This window comes from Streptomyces sp. NPDC046197 (genome assembly GCF_040646295.1).
Lineage (GTDB): Bacteria > Actinomycetota > Actinomycetes > Streptomycetales > Streptomycetaceae > Streptomyces.
The window spans coordinates 236,285-257,196 of record NZ_JBEYZY010000003.1; the positions used below are offsets into that span (position 1 = coordinate 236,285).

Below are 20,912 nucleotides of genomic sequence, written 5' to 3' on the forward strand. Positions count from 1 at the left end.
CGGCCCGATCGCCAGGCCCGGTGACGAGAGGCGCAGGCCCTGAGGGGCTGACCGGCCCGATCGCCAGGCCCGGTGACGAGAGGCGCAGGCCCTGAGGGGCTGACCGGCCCGATCGCCAGGCCCGGTGACGGGAAAGGCCATGAGTCCTGGTGAGGCCCACAGAGACCGCGCAGCCCGGTGACGTAAAGCGCACGAGCCCGGGGAAAGCCCGGCAAGGCCACGCAGCCCGGTGACGAAAACGCCCACCGGCCCTGAAGGCGACCGCCGGGATCACGGGGCCTGGTGGTGCACGGGGATCGGGGGCCGGTGACGAGGAGCGCACGCGTCCTGAAGTGACCGGCGAGATCGCGGACCCCGGTGACGAAAACGCCCACCGGCCCTGAAGGCGACCGCCGGGATCACGGGGCCTGGTGATTGCGTGGGGTCAGCCGTCTCGGTGGTTGCGGTGGGGGCGGAACGGATGCGGGCCGCCCGTGCGGCCGGTGACAGGGGTCGCTGTTGCAACGAAGACCGTGAAGGTGGGCCCCGGGCCCGGCCGTGGGAGCCGGACGAGGAGAAGCGCGAGGTAGCCGCGGGCCATGTCGGCCCACAGGCGCCACGGGGATGCCTCGCCCGGGCCGGGAACGCCCGGGGTGAGCCTGCGGCGGAGGTCGGTCACGGCGCGGCGCAGGGTCCTCGTGAGGTCGGCGGGAATGCGGGCGGTGCTTGCGTCGGCCGCGAAGACCGGGACGGGCGGAGGCGGTGTGCGGGGCGCCGCCTCGGCGTCTGCCCGGGCCACCGTCGGCCGGTGGTTGAGCATGCGTATACCCATGCCCGCATCTTGGCGGGCGGCGGTGAGGGCTGCGTTTCTGCGGGGGCCACGTGAGTGATGCGCCCGCCGGGGGCGGGACGCTCCGGTTGCGCGAGTCGGCGCCGTCGCGGCCGGGGGGTCCTGCGGCCACAGGCGCCGCAGGACCCCCCCCGCCGGGCACACGAGGCTAGTGTGCCGCCGACTCCCAGTCCGGGCCGACGCCCACCGAGACGTCCAGAGGGGCCCGCAGCCGGACCGCGCTGGACATCTCGTGCCGGACGATCTCCTCCACGGCCGCACGCTCGCCGGGGGCGATCTCCAGCACGATTTCGTCGTGGACCTGGAGCAGCATGCGGGACCGGAGGCCGGCCCCGCGCAGCGCCCGGTCCACATGGAGCATCGCGATCTTCACGATGTCGGCCGCCGTGCCCTGGATCGGCGCGTTGAGGGCCATCCGCTCGGCCATCTCGCGGCGCTGGCGGTTGTCGCTGTTCAGGTCGGGGAGATAGCGGCGGCGGCCGAAGAGGGTCTCCGTGTAGCCCGTCGCCCGCGCCTCGTCGACCACGCGGCGCAGATAGTCCCGTACACCGCCGAAGCGCTCGAAGTACGCGTCCATCAGGGCACGCGCCTCGGCCGCCTCGATGTTCAGCTGCTGGGACAGGCCGAAGGCCGACAGCCCGTACGCCAGGCCGTACGACATCGCCTTGATCTTGCGGCGCATCTCCGCGTCCACCGCCGAACGGTCCACCGCGAACACCTGCGAGGCCGCCGTGGTGTGCAGGTCCTCGCCGGAGGTGAAGGCCTCGATCAGGCCGGCGTCCTCCGAGAGGTGGGCCATGACCCGCAGCTCGATCTGGCTGTAGTCGGCGGTCATCAGCGACTCGAAGCCCTCGCCGACCACGAAGCCGCGGCGGATGGCCCGGCCCTCGTCGGTGCGGACCGGGATGTTCTGCAGGTTGGGGTCCGTGGACGACAGGCGGCCGGTGGCCGCGACCGTCTGGTTGAACGTGGTGTGGATGCGGCCGTCCGCCGCGATCGTCTTGATCAGGCCCTCGACGGTGACGCGCAGCTTCGCCTGCTCGCGGTGCCGGAGCATGATCACCGGCAGCTCGTTGTCCGTCTGGGCGGCGAGCCATGCCAGGGCGTCGGCGTCGGTCGTGTAACCCGTCTTGGTCTTCTTCGTCTTCGGCAGGGCGAGCTCGCCGAAGAGGACCTCCTGGAGCTGCTTGGGCGAGCCGAGGTTGAACTCGTGCCCGGCCGCCGCGTGCGCCTCCTTCACGGCCTGCTGCACCGCGCCAGCGAACATCTGTTCCATGGCTTCCAGGTGAGCGCGGTCCGCGGCGATGCCGTGCCGCTCCATGCGGGCCAGCAGGGCGGAGGTGGGCAGCTCCACGTCGCGCAGCAGGTCGGCGGCGCCGACGTCCTGGAGCCGGCCCTCGAACGCCTGGCCGAGGTCGAGGATCGCGCGGGCCTGGATCATCAGGGCGTCGGCCTCGGCGCCGTCGTCGGTGCCGAAGGCCAGCTGGCCGTCGGCCGTGGCGGCGGGCGCGAGCTCCCGGTGCAGGTACTCCAGGGACAGCGCGTCCAGGTCGAAGGAGCGGCGGCCCGGCTTGACCAGGTAGGCGGCGAGCGCGGTGTCCATGGTGACGCCCTCGACGCTCCAGCCGTGCTCGGCGAGGACCCGCATGGCGCCCTTGGCGTCGTGGAGGATCTTGGGCCGGCCGGCGTCGGACAGCCAGGCCGCGAACGCGGTCTCGTCGGACTCGTCCAGTTGCGCGGGGTCGAACCAGGCGGCCGCCCCGCCGGGCGCGGCGAGCGCGACCTCGGCCACCGAGCCCGTGCCCAGCGCCCAGGCGTCGACGGTGGCGACACCGAGGACCTCCGTGCCGTGCTCGGCGAGCCAGGGGGCCAGCTCGCCGGTGCGCAGCACGGTGCCGTCCAGCTCCACGCCGTCCGCGGCGATCGGGGTGGTCTCGGCCTCCTCCGCGCCCGGGTCGACGGCGAAGAGCCGCTCGCGCAGCGAGGGGTTGCGGATCTCCAGGGTGTCCAGGACCATCGCGACGGCCTTGCGGTCGTACGCGGCGCGGACGAGGTCGCCGACCGTCTTCGGCAGCTCCACCTGCCGCTCCAGCTCGGTGAGCCGGCGGTTGAGCTTGACGGCCTCCAGGTGGTCGCGCAGGTTCTGCCCGGCCTTGCCCTTGACCTCGTCGACGCGCTCGACCAGCTCCGCGAACGAGCCGAACTGGTTGATCCACTTCGCGGCCGTCTTCTCACCGACGCCGGGGATGCCCGGCAGGTTGTCGGAGGGGTCGCCGCGCAGCGCCGCGAAGTCGGGGTACTGCGCGGGCGTCAACCCGTACTTCTCGAAGACCTTCTCCGGAGTGAACCGGGTCAGCTCGGAGACGCCCTTCGTGGGATACAGCACCGTCGTGTGCTCGGAGACCAGCTGGAAGGAGTCGCGGTCGCCGGTGACGATCAGCACCTCGAAGCCCTCGGCCTCGGCCTGGGTGGCCAGCGTGGCGATGACGTCGTCCGCCTCGAAGCCCTCGACGGCGAAGCGGTGGGCCTGCATCGCGTCCAGCAGCTCGCCGATCAGCTCGACCTGGCCCTTGAACTCGTCCGGGGTCTTGGAGCGGTTCGCCTTGTACTCGGTGAACTCCTCCGAGCGCCAGGTCTTGCGGGAGACGTCGAACGCCACCGCGAAATGCGTGGGTGCCTCGTCACGCAGGGTGTTCGCCAGCATCGACGCGAAGCCGTAGATCGCGTTCGTCGGCTGGCCCGTCGCCGTGGTGAAGTTCTCCGCGGGCAGCGCGAAGAACGCTCGGTAGGCCAGCGAGTGCCCGTCCATGAGCATCAGTCGCGGACGGTCGCCGCCGGGGGTCTTGTCGGTCGTCTTCGATGCTGTCTCTGCCACGCCCCCGATCCTGCCACGGTCCACTGACAGTCCGGGTCGAGGTCGGCTCGGCACGGGTCGCCTCCGGCGGTCGGCCGGAGGGTTCCGGCGGGGTGGGGCGCCGCTTCGTACGGGTCCGGCCCGGTGCACGACGGCCCCCGCACGTTCGGCCGGACCACCGCAGGTCTCCCCCACCGGTCTCCGGTTTGCCCCACCGGTCTCCCCCACCGGTCTCCGTTTTTGCCCCACCGGTCTCCCCGCCGCACGCCGCCGCTGGACCCCGTCGCTCCCCCCGTCGGTCTCTCCCACCGGTTTCCGCCACCGAGTTCCCCACCGATCTCCGCCGCCGGTCTCGCCCGTTGTCCCCACGCGGCGGTGGGGACCGGGAAGGCACCGGTGGCAGCACCGCCGCTCTCCCCTTCCCACCGGCCCCGGCCGGGATCGCTGTCACCGCCACGTGCGAGGATCGGAGACGCACTTCACACGCAGTCGGCCAGTGAGCCGCGGGGGCCGCCGACACCGGCGGGGCGCCCGGGAGGCGAACGAGAAGAACCGAGAAGAACACCGAGAAGAACAGGGGAGCGTGCGATGGCGACCAAGCCGCCCAAGGGTGATCCGGTCCAGGACGCACCACAGGTCGACGAGCCGCAGCACGCCGCTGCCGGGCTGCCCGCCATCGGGCACACCCTTCGGATCGCCCAGCAGCAGATGGGCGTGCGGCGCACGGCGCTGACGCTGCTGCGCGTCAACCAGAAGGACGGCTTCGACTGCCCCGGCTGCGCCTGGCCGGAGCCGGAGCACCGGCACCGGGCGGAGTTCTGCGAGAACGGCGCCAAGGCCGTGGCCGAGGAGGCCACGCTGCGCCGGGTCACGCCCGAGTTCTTCGCCGCCCAAACCGTCGCCGACCTGGCGACCCGCAGCGGCTACTGGCTGGGCCAGCAGGGTCGGCTGACGCACCCCATGTATCTCCCCGAAGGGGCAGACCGCTACGAACCGGTCACCTGGGAACGCGCCTTCGACATCATCGCCGAGGAGATCGCCGCCCTCTCCTCCCCCGACGAGGCCGTCTTCTACACCTCTGGCCGCACCAGCAACGAGGCCGCGTTCCTCTACCAGCTGTTCGCGCGTGAGTTCGGCACCAACAACCTGCCCGACTGCTCGAACATGTGCCACGAGTCCTCGGGCTCGGCCCTGTCCGAGACGATCGGCATCGGCAAGGGCAGCGTCCTGCTCGACGACCTCCACACGGCCGACCTGATCATCGTCGCCGGTCAGAATCCGGGGACGAACCACCCGCGCATGCTCTCCGCCCTGGAGAAGGCGAAGGCGGGCGGCGCGAGGATCATCAGCGTCAACCCGCTGCCCGAGGCCGGTCTGGAGCGGTTCAAGAACCCGCAGACCCCCAAGGGGCTGATCAACGGTGCCGCACTCACCGACCTGTTCCTGCAGATCCGCATCGGGGGCGACCAGGCCCTCTTCCGTCTCCTCAACAAACTGATCATCGAGACCGAGGGCGCGGTCGACGAGGAGTTCGTCCGCGAACACACCCATGGCTACGAGGAGTTCGCCGAGGCCGCCCGCGCAGCCGACTGGGACGAGACGCTCACCGCGACCGGCCTCACGCGCGCGGAGATCGACCGCACGCTGCGGATGGTCCTCGCCTCCGAGCGCACCATCGTGTGCTGGGCGATGGGCCTCACCCAGCACAAGCACGCCGTGCCGACCATCCGCGAGGTGGTCAACTTCCTGTTGCTGCGCGGCAACATCGGCCGGCCGGGCGCGGGCGTGTGTCCGGTTCGCGGGCACTCCAACGTGCAGGGCGACCGCACCATGGGCATCTTCGAGCGACCCGCTCCGGCCTTCCTGGACGCCTTGGAGAGGGAGTTCGGCTTCGCCCCGCCGCGCGAGCACGGCTTGGACGTCGTGCAGGCCATCCGTGCCCTGCGCGACGGCGAGGCGAAGGTCTTCTTCGCCATGGGCGGCAACTTCGTCTCCGCCTCGCCCGACACGGAGGTCACCGAGGCGGCCATGCGCCGGGCCCGGCTGACCGTGCACGTGTCGACCAAGCTCAACCGCTCCCACGCCGTGACGGGCGCGCGTGCGCTGATTCTGCCGACGCTCGGCCGCACCGAGCGGGACGTGCAGGGCAGCGGCGAGCAGTTCGTGACCGTGGAGGACTCCATGGGAATGGTGCACGCCTCGCGCGGCCGCCTGGCGCCGGCCGGACCGCACCTCCTGTCCGAGCCGGCCATCGTCTGCCGGCTCGCGCGGCGGGTGCTCGGTGAGGGCAGCAAGGTGCCGTGGGAGGAGTTCGAGAAGGACTACGCCACGATCCGTGACCGCATCGCCCGGGTGATCCCCGGATTCGAGGACTTCAACGCGCGCGTGGCGCGTCCCGGCGGCTTCGCCCTGCCGCACGCCCCGCGTGACGAGCGCCGCTTCCCGACGGCCACCGGCCGGGCCAACTTCACCGCCGCGCCGGTCGAATACCCCGAACTGCCCGAGGGGCGGCTGCTGTTGCAGACGCTGCGCTCGCACGACCAGTACAACACCACGATCTACGGTCTCGACGACCGCTACCGGGGGATCAGGAACGGCCGCCGGGTGGTGCTCGTGCACCCCGAGGACGCGCGGGCGCTGGGCGTCGCCGACGGGGCGTACGTGGATCTGGTCGGCGAGTGGAAGGACGGGGTGGAGCGGCGGGCGCCCGGATTCCGGGTCGTGCACTATCCGACGGCTCGGGGCTGCGCGGCCTCGTACTACCCGGAGACCAACGTCCTGGTCCCGCTCGACGCCACCGCTGACACCAGCAACACCCCGGCCAGCAAGTCCGTCGTGGTGCGTCTGGAACAATCGGCGACCGACTGAGCGTTTGCTCAGTCACGATCGGCCGATCACACGAACGGAGCCAGGCCCCATGGGTGAGCAGCAGCAAGTGAAGTTCCCGCAGGAGGTCCTCGACGAGTACGCGGCGCTCGGCGTCGACCTGCAGGCCCTGTTCTCCGCGGGCCACCTGGGCACGCGCATGGGTGTGCAGATCCTGGAGGCGTCGGCGGAGCGGGTCGTCGGGACGATGCCGGTGGAGGGGAACACCCAGCCGTACGGGCTGCTGCACGGGGGCGCGTCCGCCGTGCTGGCGGAGACGCTCGGGTCCGTGGGCTCGATGCTGCACGGGGGCAGCTCCAAGATCGCGGTGGGCGTCGACCTGAACTGCACGCATCACCGCGGGGTGCGGTCGGGACTGGTCACGGGCGTGGCCACGCCCGTGCACCGGGGGCGGTCCACGGCGACGTACGAGATCGTGATCAGCGACGAGGAGGGGCGGCGGGTCTGCACCGCGCGGCTGACCTGCCTGCTGCGGGATGTCAACCCGGGCGACGGCGACCGGGTGCCCGCGACCGGCTGAGCCCGCAAGGCCACCGGGCGCCCGCGACCGGCTGAGCCCGCAAGGCCACCGGGCGCCCGCGACCGGCTGAGCCCGCAAGGCCACCGGGCGCCCGCGACCGGCTGAGCCCGCAAGGCCACCGGGCGCCCGCGACCGGCTGAGCCCGCAATCCACCGGGCGCCCGCGACCGGCTGAGCCCGCAATCCACCGTCTGCAACGCCGTTGCCCCCGGAGCATGCCACGCCCTAGCGTCGTGGCATGCGAACGCAAGGAGGCCCGCGGCCGGGGATGGGGGCGCTCGGGCCCTGGCTCGGGCTGGCGCTCCTGGCGGGCGGCTTGGCGGGCGCCTGCGGCGGCATGCCGAACCCCGCGCGGAGCGCATCGCCCTCGCCGCCGCCGTCCCCCTGGGCCACGCCTCCCGAGGACCTGTGCGCCCACGTCGTCGGGTACTGGTCGCGCAAGGTGCTGGACGACGACACCTACGGCGACTACCAGTCCATGGGCCTGTCCAACGGCCAGTACGAGATCCTGCGCAAGGTCGTGGACGACGCCCGGGCCATGAAGAAGCGGCAAGGCGCCAAGGCCGCCGACGCGTTGATCGACCGCAGGGCCCGGGAGGGCTGCGCCGACTGGTACCGCGGCGGCGGCCCCGGCAAGGGGCCGTGGAGTTGACCGGCGTCGGCCCCCTCGAGCCTGGCGAGGGCACGCACGCGTGGGACACCCCCGACCCGGACGTCCCGCCCCGCTCCAGGTCCGGCCTTCTCCCCCGCCTCTACGACCGGCACCGCCGCGCCGCCCTCAGCACCGCCGCCATCGCCCTGGTGTTCGCCGGCGGCGGCTACCTCTACGCCACCCGGCCGCACCAACCGCCGCCCCCCGCACCGCCGTTCCCGTCCCAGGTGGTCGACGTCGCCTACCTGTCCCCGGTGCTCACCCCCCGCGACGCGGCACCCAGGAGCTTCAGCCTGGCGGTGCTGGTGAGCGTGCAGGCCGGACCGCCGGTCACCGTGATCCGAATCAGCCAGCCCTACGCCGGCCTGTCGCTGACCTCCGCGCCCGCCGTGCCTTTCCGCGTCGCGGCGGGCACCGCCCGGAAGATCGTCATCACCATGCGGGTGACGGAATGCGAGAAAGTGCCGGAGGACGCCGGATTGCCTTTCCTGGACGTAACTCTTCGTAATGCGCGCGCAATTGAAGTTCACAGTTTCATCCCCGGGACCCGCTATGCGCACGCCCTCTCCGAAGCCCTGCAGGTCGCCTGCGGCAACGGTTCCAGGTAATCAGCAAAACCGTCGAGACACCTGGACGCAGCACCGCGCGTCCTGCGGATTCTCAGAATGTGGACAGGGCGAATCGGCCGGAATTCCGCTGTTCCACCCACCCAGTACCGCTCTGCATTACCGAGTGTCATAACAAGAGCGTCACAGCCTCGGCCAGACCCTCCTCCACGTTCCCTGCACACGCCTAGAGTCACCGCCAGTCACCGCGCGGTCGGCAAAGTCAGTTCGGCTCAGCGCGCGACTCGGCCACTTCCAGGGGGGAGGGCCGTGCCAGGGAAAGGACTGACCGTGCGTCAACGTTCGCTCATCGCCATCACCGCCGCGCTGGCCGCGGGAGCACTCACCCTCACCGCCTGCGGCTCGCGGGGCGGCGACAAGGGCTCCGACTCCGGCAGCGGTGGCACCACCGTGACCATCGGCGTCGACGCCCCGCTGACCGGCGACCTGTCCGCCATGGGCCTCGGCATCAAGAACTCGGCCGACCTCGCCGCCAAGAACGCCAACAAGCAGAACTACGTCAAGGGCGTCACCTTCAAGATCGAGGCCAAGGACGACCAGGCTCAGCCCTCCGCAGGTCAGCAGAACGCCACCGCGCTCGTCGCCGACAAGAGCGTCCTCGGCGTCGTCGGCCCGCTGAACTCCTCCGTCGCCGAGTCGATGCAGAAGGTCTTCGACGACGCCAAGCTCGTCGAGGTCTCCCCGGCCAACACCGGACCCGGCCTCACCCAGGGCCCCGACTGGCAGACCAAGAAGGTCCGCCCCTACAAGGCGTACTTCCGTACCGCCACCACGGACGCCATCCAGGGCCCGTTCGCCGCGCAGTACGTCTACAACGACGCCAAGAAGAAGAATGTCTTCGTCATCGACGACAAGAAGACCTACGGCGCGGGCCTCGCCGCCACCTTCACCCAGGAGTTCAAGAAGCTCGGCGGCAAGGTCGTCGGCACCGAGCACATCAACCCGGACACCAAGGACTTCTCCGCGGTCGCCACCAAGGTGAAGAACTCCGGCGCCGACGTCGTCTACTACGGCGGCGAGTACCCGCAGGCCGGCCCGCTCAGCAAGCAGATCAAGGCGGCCGGCGCCAAGATCCCGCTGGTCGGCGGCGACGGCATCAAGGACGACACCTACGGCAAGCTCGCCGGCGCCGACAGCACCGGCGACCTCGCCACCTCGGTCGGCGCCCCGGTCGAGTCCCTCGCCTCCGCCAAGCAGTTCGTCGCGGACTACAAGGCCGGCGGTTACAAGGAGGCGTACTCGGCCTACGGCGGTTACTCCTACGACTCCGCCTGGGCCATCATCGAGGCCGTCAAGAAGGCCGTCGACGACAACGGCGGCAAGCTCCCCTCCGACGCCCGCGCCAAGGTCACCGCGGCCATGCAGAACGTCTCCTTCGACGGTGTGACCGGCAAGGTCTCCTTCGACGAGTTCGGTGACGCCACCAACAAGCAGCTCACCGTGTACGCCATCAAGAACGGTGTCTTCGCCCCGGTCAAGTCGGGCACGTACACCGGCTGATCCCCTCCGGCACCACTCCTCACAAGCCGCGCGGGGCGCTGTTCCACTGGCGCCCCGCGCGGACTCGCATCCGGTCACATCCGTCGAACATCCGAAAGTCTCGGAGGACATGCGGTGAACGAACTGCCGCAGCAGCTGGTCAACGGCCTGCTACTAGGATCCATGTACGGGCTGGTCGCCATCGGCTACACAATGGTCTACGGCATTGTCCAGCTCATCAACTTCGCTCACGGCGAGATCTTCATGACCGGCGCCTTCGGCGCCCTCACCGTCTACGCGTACATCCTGCCCGACGGCACCAGCATGTGGGTCGCGCTCCCCCTCATGCTGATCGGCGCCGTCCTCGTCGCCGTCCTCGTCGCCATGGGGGCGGAACGGTTCGCCTACCGCCCGCTGCGCACCGCCCCACGCCTCGCACCGCTGATCACCGCCATCGGTCTCTCCCTCGCCCTGCAGCAGGCGGTCTGGGCCTGGTACCCCGACGCCAAGTCGGCCCGCACCTTCCCCCAGATCCCCGGCGGCCCCTTCCGCCTCGGCGACGTCACCATCCAGACCGGCGACATCTTCCTCCTCATCGCCGCGCCCATCAGCATGGCCGTCCTCGCCTACTTCGTCATGAAGACCCGCACCGGACGCGGCATGCAGGCCACCGCCCAAGACCCGGACACCGCCAAGCTCATGGGCATCAACACCGACCGCATCATCGTGGTCGCCTTCGCCCTCGGCGCCGCGTTCGCCGCCATCGGAGGCGTCGCCTACGGCCTCAAGTACGGCCAGATCGACTTCCGCATGGGCTTCATCCTCGGCCTCAAGGCCTTCACCGCGGCCGTCCTCGGCGGCATCGGCAACATCTACGGAGCCATGATCGGCGGCGTCGTCCTCGGCATCGCCGAAACCCTCGCCACCGCCTACATCGCCGACCTCCCCGGCATGGAAAAGTTCGGCAGCCAGTCCTGGGCAGACGTCTGGGCGTTCGTACTCCTCATCCTCGTGCTCCTGTTCCGGCCCCAGGGCCTGCTCGGCGAGCGCGTGGCGGACAGGGCGTGACACCGATGACCACACAGACCACCGCACCCGAGACCCCCAGCGCCCCCGCCACCGCCCCCAGCGGCCTGTTCGGCATCCCCACGGGCATCGCCCGCGCTCTCGCCACCGGCGCCGGAGCACTCACCGTCGTCTCCACCTTCCTGGCCTGGACCTGGACCGCCGCGTTCCCCGGCGACCTCACCGTCTACGGCTACCCCGGCGGCCTGCAGGTCCTCGTCCTGATCGGCGGCGCCCTCACCACTCTCCTCGGCGTCGCCTCCTACGGCATCAGGGCCCTGCGCTGGCTCACCCCCGCCGGCGCCGACGCAGCCGTCAAACTCGCCGCCCTGGCCACCTTCGCCACCGCCTGGTACACCGTCCTCGCCATCAGCGTCGAGCTCGGCGGCCTGGTCAACCTCGAACCCGGCGGCTACATCGTCGCCGTCACCAGCCTCGCCGCACTCATCGGCGCCCTCGCGCTGCCCTTCGAACGGCCCGAGCCCGACCCCATCGACCCCGAGAGCACCAGCTGGGAGAAGCTCCAGCACAGCCTCGGCCACGGCTGGAACACCACCAAGGCGACCTTCTCCTCCGGCGCCCCCCGGCCCATCGGCAAGCTGCCGTCCTACGCCGAGATCCTCGTCATCGTCGCCGCCCTCGCGGTCGGCCTGACCGTCTTCACCTACGGCATCGGCACCGAATACGACGAGCTCTTCGTCGGCTTCCTCATGCTCGCCGGCCTCGGCTTCGCCGCCCTCACCGCATCCGGCCTGATCGCACACGTCTCCCAGATCACCGCCCGCCACCAGAACATCGCCGTCTGCGGCGCCTTCGTCGCCGCGGCACTCTTCCCCTTCACCCAGACCGACGACCAGTACGCCACCCTCGGCGTCTACATCCTCATCTTCGCCACCGTCGCCCTGGGCCTGAACATCGTCGTCGGCCTCGCCGGGCTCCTCGACCTCGGCTACGTCGCCTTCCTCGGCGTCGGCGCCTACGCCGCCTCGCTCGTCTCCGGCTCCCCCAACTCGCCCTTCGGCGTGCACTTCCCCTTCTGGGCCGCCGTCCTCATCGGCGCCCTCGCCTCACTCGTCTTCGGCGTCCTCATCGGCGCCCCCACCCTGCGGCTGCGCGGCGACTACCTCGCCATCGTCACCCTCGGCTTCGGTGAAATCTTCCGCATCACCGCCAACAACCTCGACGGCACCTCAGGACCCGACGTCACCAACGGCTCCAACGGCATCGCCTCCATCCCGAACCTCGACATCCTCGGATTCGACTTCGGCGCCCAGCACGACATCGGCGGATTCTCCATCGGACGCTTCGCCAACTACTTCTTCCTGATGCTCGTCATCACCGCGATCGTCGTCCTCGTCTTCCGGCGCAGCGGCAACTCCCGCATCGGACGCGCCTGGGTCGCCATCCGGGAAGACGAGACCGCAGCACTCGCCATGGGCATCAACGGCTTCCGCGTCAAGCTCATCGCCTTCGCCGTCGGCGCCTCCCTCGCAGGCCTCGCCGGCACCGTCCAGGCACACGTCACCTACACCGTCACCCCCGAGCAGTACCTCTTCGCCGGCCCCATCCCGCCCAACTCCGCCTTCCTGCTGGCCGCAGTCGTCCTCGGCGGCATGGGCACCATCGCCGGCCCCCTCATCGGCGCCGCACTGCTCTTCCTCATTCCCAACAAGCTCCAGTTCCTCGGCGACTACCAGCTCTTCGCCTTCGGTGTCGCCCTCATCCTGCTGATGCGGTTCCGCCCGGAGGGCCTCATCCCCAACCGGCGCCGCCAGCTCGAATTCCACGAAGAGGCCGAAGCGCCCGCGGTCCTCAGCAAGACAGGGGCCTGACCACATGACCACCGACACCACCACCACGAAGGACACCGCCCCGGGCGCCCCAGCCCCCGGCCAGACCGTCCTCGACGCACGCGGCGTCACCATGCGCTTCGGCGGCCTCACCGCCGTACGCGACGTCAACCTCACCGTCAACAGCGGCGAGATCGTCGGACTCATCGGCCCCAACGGCGCCGGCAAAACCACCTTCTTCAACTGCCTGACCGGCCTCTACGTCCCCACAGAAGGCGAAGTCCGCTACAAGGGCAACGTCCTGCCCCCGAAGTCCTTCAAGGTCACGGCGGCCGGCATCGCCCGCACCTTCCAGAACATCCGTCTGTTCTCCAACATGACGGTCCTGGAAAACGTGCTCGTCGGCCGCCACACCCGCACCAAAGAAGGCTTCTGGTCCGCCGTCCTGCGCGGCCCCGGCTTCCACAAAGCCGAAGCCGCCTCCCGCGAACGCGCCATGGAACTCCTGGAGTTCGTCGGCCTGGCCGCCAAGGCAGACCACCTCTCCCGCAACCTCCCCTACGGCGAACAGCGCAAACTCGAGATCGCCCGCGCCCTCGCCAGCGAACCCGGCCTGCTCCTCCTCGACGAGCCCACCGCCGGCATGAACCCCCAGGAAACCCGCGCCACCGAAGAACTCGTCTTCGCCATCCGCGACATGGGCATCGCCGTCCTCGTCATCGAGCACGACATGCGGTTCATCTTCAACCTCTGCGACCGCGTCGCCGTACTCGTCCAAGGCGAAAAACTCGTCGAAGGCGACAGCGCCACCGTCCAGGGCGACGAACGCGTCATCGCCGCCTACCTCGGCGAACCCTTCGAAGGCGCCCCCGGCGACGAAGAGGCCGCCGAAGTCGAAAACGCCGAGGCACACGCCGAAACCACGACGGACGCCGCGCCCGGCAAGGAGAACGACCGATGACCGCACTGCTCGAGGTCGAGGACCTCCGCGTCGCCTACGGCAAGATCGAAGCCGTCAAGGGCATCTCCTTCAAGGTCGACGCCGGGGAAGTCGTCACCCTCATCGGCACCAACGGCGCCGGCAAGACCACCACCCTGCGCACCCTCTCCGGCCTCCTCAAGCCCGTCGGCGGCCAGATCAAATTCAACGGCAGGTCACTCAAGAAGATCCCCGCCCACGAAATCGTCTCCCTCGGCCTCGCCCACTCACCCGAGGGGCGGCACATCTTCCCCCGCATGACCATCGAGGACAACCTCCGCCTCGGCGCCTTCCTCCGCAAAGACAGGGACGGCATCGAAAAGGACATCCAGCGCGCCTACGAACTCTTCCCGATCCTGGGAGAGCGCAGAAAGCAGGCGGCCGGCACCCTCTCCGGCGGCGAACAGCAGATGCTCGCCATGGGCCGGGCCCTCATGTCCCAGCCCAAACTGCTCATGCTCGACGAACCGTCGATGGGCCTCTCCCCGATCATGATGCAGAAGATCATGGCGACCATCGCCGAGCTGAAATCCCAGGGCACCACCATCCTGCTCGTCGAACAGAACGCGCAGGCCGCGCTCTCACTCGCCGACCACGGTCATGTCATGGAAGTCGGCAACATCGCCCTCTCCGGCACCGGGCAGGACCTGCTGCACGACGAGTCGGTCCGGAAGGCCTACCTGGGCGAGGACTAGCCACACCCCACAGGCGCGACAGGGCCCGCGCCCCCGGAAACGGGGACGCGGGCCCTGTCGTATGTACGTACGTATGTGCGTACGCGGCGAACGCTCAGTCCTTGTCGTCCTTGGCGCTCTTACCGGCCTTCTTCTCCTCGCTGTCCTGGATGACCGCCTCGGCGACCTGCTGCATCGACATCCGGCGGTCCATCGAGGTCTTCTGAATCCACCGGAACGCGGCAGGCTCCGTCAGCCCGTACTCCGTCTGCAGGATCGACTTCGCCCGGTCCACCAGCTTGCGCGTCTCCAGTCGCTGGGAGAGATCGGCGACCTCCTTCTCCAGCTCCTTCAGCTCGGTGAAACGCGAGACCGCCATCTCGATCGCCGGCACGACATCGCTCTTGCTGAACGGCTTCACCAGATACGCCATCGCGCCCGCGTCCCGCGCGCGCTCCACCAGATCGCGCTGCGAGAACGCGGTCAGCATCAGGACCGGCGCGATCCGCTCCTCGGCGATCTTCTCGGCGGCCGAGATGCCGTCCAGCTTCGGCATCTTCACATCGAGAATCACCAGGTCGGGCCGGTGCTCACGGGCCAGCTCCACGGCCTGCTCACCATCCCCGGCCTCCCCCACGACGCTGTACCCCTCCTCCTCCAGCATCTCCTTGAGGTCCAGCCGAATCAGCGCCTCGTCCTCCGCGATGACGACACGGGTCGTCAGCGGAGGCACGTGCGACTTGTCGTCGTCGGACACGTCAACGGGCTGGGGCGACTCGGCGGTCACGGGGGCGCTCCTTGTTCCGGGGCGGGCAGGTAGTGCTCCCAAGAGCCTACCTAGCTGCGGTAAGGTGGGGCACGGCGGGTGACCGCCGACCTTCGTTTTAGAGGAAGCCCCGGTAGCCCAGTGGCAGAGGCACGGTGCTCAAACCACCGACAGCGTGGGTTCGAATCCCACCCGGGGCACTTTTCCTTGGATCACAAGGTCACCATCAGAAAGCAAGGCCCCCCGGCAACCGGCCGAGGGGCCCTGTCGCGTGGGCTATTTGGGGCTGTCGTCCTCCCCGATGTGGTGGACCCGGACCAGGTTCGTCGAGCCCGGCACCCCCGGAGGGGACCCCGCCGTGATGACCACGACGTCGCCCTTCCGGCAGCGGCCGTACTTCAGGAGCAGCTCGTCGACCTGGTCGACCATCGCGTCGGTGGAATCCACATGCGGGCCGAGGAACGTTTCCACGCCCCAGGACACGCTGAGCTGGGAGCGGGTGGCCGGCTCGGGGGTGAAGGCGAGGAGGGGGATGGGTGAGCGGTAGCGGGAGAGGCGACGGGCCGTATCGCCCGACTGGGTGAAGGCGACGAGGAACTTCGCGCCGAGGAAGTCGCCGATCTCGGCCGCGGCCCGGGCGACCGCGCCACCCTGGGTGCGGGGCTTGCTGTTCTCGGTCAGCGGGGGCAGGCCTTTGGCGAGGATGTCCTCCTCGGCGGCCGCGACGATCTTGGCCATGGTGCGTACGGTCTCGACCGGGTACTTGCCCACGCTGGTCTCGCCGGACAGCATCACCGCGTCGGTGCCGTCGATGACGGCGTTGGCCACGTCGGAGGCTTCGGCGCGGGTCGGGCGAGAGTTGTCGATCATGGAGTCGAGCATCTGTGTGGCGACGATGACCGGCTTGGCGTTCCGTTTGGCGAGCTTGATCGCGCGTTTCTGGACGATGGGTACCTGTTCCAGCGGCATTTCCACGCCGAGGTCGCCGCGCGCGACCATGATGCCGTCGAAGGCGGCGACGATGTCGTCGATGGCTTCGACGGCCTGTGGTTTTTCGACCTTGGCGATGACGGGGAGGCGGCGGCCTTCCTCGTCCATGATGCGGTGGACGTCCTTGATGTCGCGGCCGCTGCGGACGAACGACAGTGCGATCACGTCGAAGCCGGTGCGCAGCGCCCAGCGCAGGTCGTCTTCGTCCTTCTTGGAGAGTGCGGGGACGGAGACGGCGACGCCGGGGAGGTTGAGGCCTTTGTGGTCGGAGACCATGCCTGCCTCGACGACCCTGGTGTGGACGCGGGGGCCGTCGACGGCGGTGACTTCCAGGGCGACCTTGCCGTCGTCGACGAGGATGCGTTCGCCGGGGGAGACGTCGCGGGCGAGGCCGGCGTAGGTGGTGCCGCAGGTGTGGCGGTTGCCTTCGGTGCCCTCTTCGACGGTGATGGTGAAGGTGTCGCCGCGTTCAAGGAGTACGGGTCCTTCGCGGAAGCGGCCGAGCCGGATCTTCGGGCCTTGAAGGTCGGCGAGGATTCCGACGCTGCGGCCGGTTTCGTCGGCGGCCTTGCGGACGCGGTGGTAGCGCTCCTCGTGCTCGGCGTGGGTGCCGTGGCTGAGGTTGAAGCGGGCGAGGTCCATTCCGGCGTCGACCAGTGCCTTGATCTGGTCGTACGAGTCGGTGGCGGGCCCCAGAGTGCAGACGATCTTTGCTCGGCGCATGAGGTGAGCCTAGGCCTTACCGGTCGGTAGAGAATTGGTGCTGCGTGACTACTCAACAACCTTTAAGTGAAGTGCTATTGACAAGTGTTGAATTGTGCGGGCGTCCGCTCCGATGAGCATTTGAAAGCGGATCCACTTCGTTCAGGGGCTATTTCGCTGGACGGTCATTGCAGTCTGGGGGGTGCCATGGTGAAGCGCGCGTCGACCTGTGCGTGGACGTGCTGCTTCTGGGGTTCGAGATCGAGGGGTGGTGCCTCGGCGTCCTCGGCCGCTGCGCCGTAGGCAGCCATGGAGCGCATGCGTGCCGCTCGGGGGTAGGGCTCGGCGTTCTCGGCTCCGAGGTCGGCGAGCTCGAGGAGTGCGGTGAGTGAGGTGCCGAGTGCCTCGGCGTACTCGTGTGCGCGTTGGACGGCCTCGCGCACGGCTTGCTGTCGGGCGTCCCGGTGGGCGGGTGAGTCGGTGCGCAGGGCCCACCAGGGTCCGTCCACGCGGGTGAGTTCCAAGTCGGCGAGGCGGGTGGTGAGTTCGCCGAGGGCGGTGAAGTCGGACAGTTCGGCGGTGATGCCGACCTGGCCGTGGTGGGTGCGGATCCGTTCGCCGCGGCCGCGTTGGCCGAGTTCGGGGGTGATGGTGAGGTGGCCGGTTTCCAGGCGTTCCACCGCCTGTCCGTAGGATTTCACGAGGTCGAGGGCTGCGGCGTTGCGTCGGGTGAGGTCGTCGAGGGTGGAGCGGCGGTCCTTGCCGCGGGCGGTGACGGTGATGGCGATGCGGGCGATTTCGGGGTCGACTTCGAGATGGGCTTCGCCGCGTACGGCGATGCGGGGGGCTTCGGGGGTGCCGTAGGGCACGGGCCGGGGTTCTTCCGGGGTCGGTGGGTTCATGCGTCCACTCTGACACCGGTGACCGCATTCCCGCTCCTGCTGGTCACCGGATCGATGCCTGCGGGGTCTGTTGCGGTTTGTCATGAACGGGCAGGATCTGCGCGCGGTAGCGCCGGCCGGCGCGGCGGCGGCTCCGGCGGCGCAGTGCCTTCCCACAGGGCCGGGCCCTGCCGCTCACCTCTGGTCGACCAGTGGAGTCAGTGTCACCGTCTCCCGAGCGGCCGGCAGATGGGTCTGCCGATGAAGTCCGAAGGTGGTGAAGGCCGTTCGGGCGGGCAGCGGGTAGGACTGCTGTCCGGTGAGGGAGTTGACGATGGTGGCGCTGCGCCAGGCGGCCAGGCCGAGGTCGGGGGCGCCGACGCCGTGGGTGTGGAGTTCGGCGTTCTGGACGTAGACGTTGCAGCCGGTGGCGGTGATGACGGGGTCGAGGACCAGCCGGAACTGTTCGTCGACGCGCGGGCGTTCGCTGCTGTCGCGGCGCAGGTAGGGGTCGAGGCCGGCCAGGAGGGGGATGAGCGGGCGTTCCCGGTGACCGGTGGCGAGGACGACGGCGTCGGTGGTGAGGCGGGTGCGGGTGCCCTGCTGGATGTGCTCCACGTGGAGTTCGATCTTGGCGGCGGCGATGCGTCCGGCGGTGCGGACGCGGACGCCGGGGGTGAGGACGGCGTCGGGCCAGCCGCCGTGCAGGGTGCGGCGGTAGAGCTCGTCGTGGATGGCGGCGATGGTGTCGGCGTCGATGCCCTTGTGGAGTCGCCACTGGGAGGCGAGGAGCCGGTCGCGGACCGGTTCGTCGAGCGCGTGGAAGTAGCGGGTGTAGTCGGGGGTGAAGTGCTCCAGGCCGAGTTTGGAGTACTCCATGGGGGCGAACGCCTCGGTGCGGCCGATCCAGTGGATCCTCTCGCGTCCGACGGGGCGGTGCCGCAGCAGGTCGAGGAAGACCTCGGCGCCGGACTGTCCGGATCCGACGACGGTGATGTGGTCGGCGGCGAGGAAGGCGTCACGGTGGTCGAGGTAGTCGGCGGCGTGGACGACGGGCACTCCGGGAGCGTCGACGAGGGGGCGCAGCGGGTCGGGGACGTGTGGTTCGGTGCCGACGCCGAGGACGACGTTCCTGGTGTGGGCGCGGCCGAGGGCTTCGGCCGCGCCGTCGCTGCCGAGTCGGGTGTAGACGACTTCGAAGAGGTCGTGTTCGGCGTTCCAGCGGACGGCGTCGACCTGGTGGCCGAAGTGCAGTCCGGGGAGGTTGTCGGACACCCAGCGGCAGTAGGCGTCGTATTCGGCGCGCTGGATGTGGAAGCGCTCGGAGAAGTAGAAGGGGAAGAGCCGGTCGCGGGCCTTGAGGTAGTTGAGGAAGGTCCAGGGGCTGGCGGGGTCCGCGAGGGTGACCAGGTCGGCGAGGAAGGGCACCTGGATGCGTGCGCCGTCGATGAGCAGGCCGGGGTGCCAGTCGAAGCCGGGACGCTGTTCGTAGAAGACGGCGTCGAGTTCGTCGAGGGGGTGGGTGAGGGCGGCGAGGGAGAGGTTGAACGGTCCGATGCCGATGCCGACCAGGTCGCGGGGTGCTTCGGGGGTGTGGCGTGGGGGGTGGGGGGTCGGTCTCATCGGGGGGTGCTTCCTTCCACCAGTTTCAGGAGGGCGGTCAGGTCTTCGGGCCGGGTGTCGGGGTTGAGGAGGGTGGCCTTGAGCCACAGCCGGTCGCCGAGCCGGGCGCGGCCGAGGACGGCGCGGCCGTCGGCGAGGAGTTTGCGGCGTACGGCGGCGACGGCGTCGTCGGGCGCGCCGGCGGGCCGGAAGAGGACCGTGCTGATCGTGGGCCGGTCGTAGAGCTCGAAGCCGGGATGGTCCCTCAGGAGGTCGGCGAGCTCGCGGGCGCGGGCGCACACCTGGTCGACGAGGGCGCCGAGGCCGGAGCGGCCGAGGGTCTTGAGAGTGACGGCGACCTTGAGGATGTCGGGGCGGCGGGTGGTGCGCAGGGAGCGTCCGAGGAGGTCGGGCAGGCCGGCCTCGATGTCGTCGTCGGCGTTGAGGTAGTCGGCGCGCTGGTGCAGGACGGCGAGGTCGCGGGGGTGCCGGACGGCCAGGAGACCGGCGGCGACCGGCTGCCAGCCGAGTTTGTGCAGGTCGAGGGTGACGGTGTGGGCGGCTTCGAGGCCGGTGAGCTTGTCGCGGTGCCGGTCGCTGAAGACGAGGCCTCCGCCGTGCGCGGCGTCGATGTGCAGGCGGGCGCCATGGGCGGCGCACAGTCCGGCGATTTCGGGGAGGGGGTCGATGAGACCGGCGTCGGTGGTGCCGGCGGTGGCGGCCACGACGAGGGAGCCGCGGGGTCCGGAGTTGCCGGTGAGGGCTTCGTGGAGGGCGGCGAGGTCGATCGTGCCGGTGGGGGCGGGGACGATCACCGGTTCTGGCAGGCCGAGGAGCCAGGCGGCGCGGGGCAGGGAGTGGTGGGCGTTGGCGCCGCAGACGAGTCGGACGCCGCCGGCGTGGACTTCGCGGGCGAGCAGCAGGGCGAGTTGGTTGGACTCGGTGCCGCCGGTGGTGACGACGGAGTCGCTGAGGCCGATCTCGTGTGCGAGTTCGCGGGTGACGACGGCTTCGAGTTCGGAGGCGGCGGGGGCCTGGTCCCAGGAGTCGAGGGACTGGTTGAGGGCGCTGGTGGCGAGGTCGGCGGCGGTGGCGACGGCGAGCGGCGGGCAGTGCAGGTGGGCGGCGCACAGCGGGTCCGCGGGGTCGGCGGCGCCCTCGGCGAGGGCGTGCACCAGGGCACGCAGGGCGTCGGGGTCGCCCTGGTCGGGCAGGACGTCGCCCACCGCGTCGCGCACCCGGGCGGCGACCGCCCGGGGCCCGCCGGCGGGCAGCGGTCCCCCGCGTGCGCGCCGGCCGCTGTCCAGGGCGTCGAGCACGGTGTCGAGCAGGGGCCGCAGGGCGCCGGGGCCTTCGTGGCCCGAGGCGAGGGGCGGAGTACTCATGGGCTGTCCTCCTCGGCGCGGGGGCGGGGGACCTCCAGCTTGTACGTGCGACGTCCGGCACGCCCGAAAAGTTCAACGATCGGAACCCGAAAGGGGGTACTGCCGTGCGGGGGAACCCTGTTGGGGTCGGCGCGGGGGTGGTTGAGGCGCGGGCCGCGGGGCCGCGGGGGCGCAGGGGCGATTGAGGCGCGGGGGAGGGTTGAGGCGTGGGGGGCGGTTGAGGGCCCGGTGCA

The 20,912-nt window shown here is 70.3% G+C and carries 16 protein-coding genes and 1 tRNA gene; 10 read left to right on the forward strand and 7 right to left on the reverse strand.

The features are described from left to right. Nucleotides 1–424: 424 nt before the first annotated feature. Complete coding sequence (locus AB0A61_RS06240) at nucleotides 425–811, reverse strand: hypothetical protein (RefSeq protein WP_361286879.1); 387 nt, start codon at nucleotides 809–811, stop codon at nucleotides 425–427. Between the two features lie 166 nt (nucleotides 812–977). After that, nucleotides 978–3,704 (reverse strand): DNA polymerase I, encoded by a 2,727-nt coding sequence (polA, locus tag AB0A61_RS06245; RefSeq protein WP_361286882.1) that lies wholly within the window; start codon nucleotides 3,702–3,704, stop codon nucleotides 978–980. Between the two features lie 567 nt (nucleotides 3,705–4,271). On the opposite strand from polA, the gene AB0A61_RS06250 reads away from it, so the two are divergent. The 9 genes from AB0A61_RS06250 (at nucleotide 4,272) to AB0A61_RS06290 (ending at nucleotide 14,374) form a co-directional block, all read left to right on the forward strand. Then, on the forward strand, nucleotides 4,272–6,551 hold the full coding sequence (locus tag AB0A61_RS06250) for an FdhF/YdeP family oxidoreductase (protein WP_361286885.1): 2,280 nt from the start codon (nucleotides 4,272–4,274) through the stop codon (nucleotides 6,549–6,551). 49 nt (nucleotides 6,552–6,600) lie between these two features. Then, nucleotides 6,601–7,089, forward strand: a complete 489-nt coding sequence (locus AB0A61_RS06255) for a hotdog fold thioesterase (protein ID WP_361286888.1) — start codon at nucleotides 6,601–6,603, stop codon at nucleotides 7,087–7,089. 237 nt (nucleotides 7,090–7,326) lie between these two features. Then, nucleotides 7,327–7,740, forward strand: a complete 414-nt coding sequence (locus tag AB0A61_RS06260) for a hypothetical protein (RefSeq protein WP_361286891.1) — start codon at nucleotides 7,327–7,329, stop codon at nucleotides 7,738–7,740. After that, nucleotides 7,737–8,348, forward strand: a complete 612-nt coding sequence (locus tag AB0A61_RS06265) for a Tat pathway signal sequence domain protein (RefSeq protein ID WP_361287330.1) — start codon at nucleotides 7,737–7,739, stop codon at nucleotides 8,346–8,348. The genes AB0A61_RS06260 and AB0A61_RS06265 overlap by 4 nt, the downstream gene beginning before the upstream one ends. A 288-nt stretch (nucleotides 8,349–8,636) precedes the next feature. Beyond that, nucleotides 8,637–9,866: a branched-chain amino acid ABC transporter substrate-binding protein gene (locus AB0A61_RS06270; RefSeq protein ID WP_361286894.1), complete on the forward strand. Its 1,230-nt coding sequence runs from the start codon at nucleotides 8,637–8,639 to the stop codon at nucleotides 9,864–9,866. 114 nt (nucleotides 9,867–9,980) lie between these two features. After that, nucleotides 9,981–10,913, forward strand: a complete 933-nt coding sequence (locus AB0A61_RS06275) for a branched-chain amino acid ABC transporter permease (RefSeq protein WP_361286897.1) — start codon at nucleotides 9,981–9,983, stop codon at nucleotides 10,911–10,913. A gap of 5 nt (nucleotides 10,914–10,918) precedes the next feature. After that, entirely contained in the window at nucleotides 10,919–12,742 is a 1,824-nt protein-coding gene (locus AB0A61_RS06280) for a branched-chain amino acid ABC transporter permease (RefSeq protein WP_361286900.1), read from the forward strand. Nucleotides 12,743–12,746: 4 nt separating this feature from the next. Next, entirely contained in the window at nucleotides 12,747–13,661 is a 915-nt protein-coding gene (locus AB0A61_RS06285; RefSeq protein ID WP_361286902.1) for an ABC transporter ATP-binding protein, read from the forward strand. After that, entirely contained in the window at nucleotides 13,658–14,374 is a 717-nt protein-coding gene (locus AB0A61_RS06290; protein WP_361286905.1) for an ABC transporter ATP-binding protein, read from the forward strand. Before AB0A61_RS06285 ends, AB0A61_RS06290 begins: the two co-directional genes overlap by 4 nt. A gap of 94 nt (nucleotides 14,375–14,468) precedes the next feature. Here the strand turns inward: AB0A61_RS06290 and AB0A61_RS06295 are convergent, their stop codons facing one another. Next, nucleotides 14,469–15,140 (reverse strand): response regulator, encoded by a 672-nt coding sequence (locus tag AB0A61_RS06295; RefSeq protein WP_361286908.1) that lies wholly within the window; start codon nucleotides 15,138–15,140, stop codon nucleotides 14,469–14,471. A 106-nt stretch (nucleotides 15,141–15,246) separates the two neighbouring features. Here AB0A61_RS06295 and AB0A61_RS06300 point away from each other — a divergent pair. Further along, nucleotides 15,247–15,319 (forward strand) — tRNA-Leu (locus AB0A61_RS06300). A gap of 76 nt (nucleotides 15,320–15,395) precedes the next feature. Here the strand turns inward: AB0A61_RS06300 and pyk are convergent. The 4 genes from pyk to AB0A61_RS06320 all read right to left on the reverse strand — a co-directional run bounded on the left by pyk (nucleotide 15,396) and on the right by AB0A61_RS06320 (nucleotide 20,679). Next, the gene (gene pyk / locus AB0A61_RS06305; protein WP_361286911.1) at nucleotides 15,396–16,832 is read right to left on the reverse strand and encodes a pyruvate kinase; all 1,437 of its coding nucleotides are present in this window, start codon (nucleotides 16,830–16,832) and stop codon (nucleotides 15,396–15,398) included. A gap of 164 nt (nucleotides 16,833–16,996) precedes the next feature. Continuing rightward, the gene (locus AB0A61_RS06310) at nucleotides 16,997–17,713 is read right to left on the reverse strand and encodes an SIMPL domain-containing protein (protein WP_361286914.1); all 717 of its coding nucleotides are present in this window, start codon (nucleotides 17,711–17,713) and stop codon (nucleotides 16,997–16,999) included. A gap of 174 nt (nucleotides 17,714–17,887) precedes the next feature. After that, nucleotides 17,888–19,315 carry a SidA/IucD/PvdA family monooxygenase gene (locus AB0A61_RS06315; RefSeq protein WP_361286917.1) on the reverse strand — a complete coding sequence of 476 codons (1,428 nt, stop codon included), beginning with the start codon at nucleotides 19,313–19,315 and terminating at the stop codon, nucleotides 17,888–17,890. Continuing rightward, nucleotides 19,312–20,679, reverse strand: a complete 1,368-nt coding sequence (locus AB0A61_RS06320; RefSeq protein WP_361286920.1) for an aminotransferase class V-fold PLP-dependent enzyme — start codon at nucleotides 20,677–20,679, stop codon at nucleotides 19,312–19,314. Before AB0A61_RS06320 ends, AB0A61_RS06315 begins: the two co-directional genes overlap by 4 nt. Between the last annotated feature and the right edge of the window lie 233 nt (nucleotides 20,680–20,912).

Coding starts and splice junctions, on each gene's coding strand:
- AB0A61_RS06240 (WP_361286879.1), bottom strand. CDS start 811: ATGGGTATACGCATGCTCAACCACCGGCCGACGGTGGCCCGGGCAGAC.
- AB0A61_RS06250 (WP_361286885.1), top strand. CDS start 4,272: ATGGCGACCAAGCCGCCCAAGGGTGATCCGGTCCAGGACGCACCACAG.
- AB0A61_RS06255 (WP_361286888.1), top strand. CDS start 6,601: ATGGGTGAGCAGCAGCAAGTGAAGTTCCCGCAGGAGGTCCTCGACGAG.
- AB0A61_RS06260 (WP_361286891.1), top strand. CDS start 7,327: ATGCGAACGCAAGGAGGCCCGCGGCCGGGGATGGGGGCGCTCGGGCCC.
- AB0A61_RS06280 (WP_361286900.1), top strand. CDS start 10,919: ATGACCACACAGACCACCGCACCCGAGACCCCCAGCGCCCCCGCCACC.
- AB0A61_RS06285 (WP_361286902.1), top strand. CDS start 12,747: ATGACCACCGACACCACCACCACGAAGGACACCGCCCCGGGCGCCCCA.
- AB0A61_RS06290 (WP_361286905.1), top strand. CDS start 13,658: ATGACCGCACTGCTCGAGGTCGAGGACCTCCGCGTCGCCTACGGCAAG.
- pyk (WP_361286911.1), bottom strand. CDS start 16,832: ATGCGCCGAGCAAAGATCGTCTGCACTCTGGGGCCCGCCACCGACTCG.
- AB0A61_RS06310 (WP_361286914.1), bottom strand. CDS start 17,713: ATGAACCCACCGACCCCGGAAGAACCCCGGCCCGTGCCCTACGGCACC.
- AB0A61_RS06315 (WP_361286917.1), bottom strand. CDS start 19,315: ATGAGACCGACCCCCCACCCCCCACGCCACACCCCCGAAGCACCCCGC.
- AB0A61_RS06320 (WP_361286920.1), bottom strand. CDS start 20,679: ATGAGTACTCCGCCCCTCGCCTCGGGCCACGAAGGCCCCGGCGCCCTG.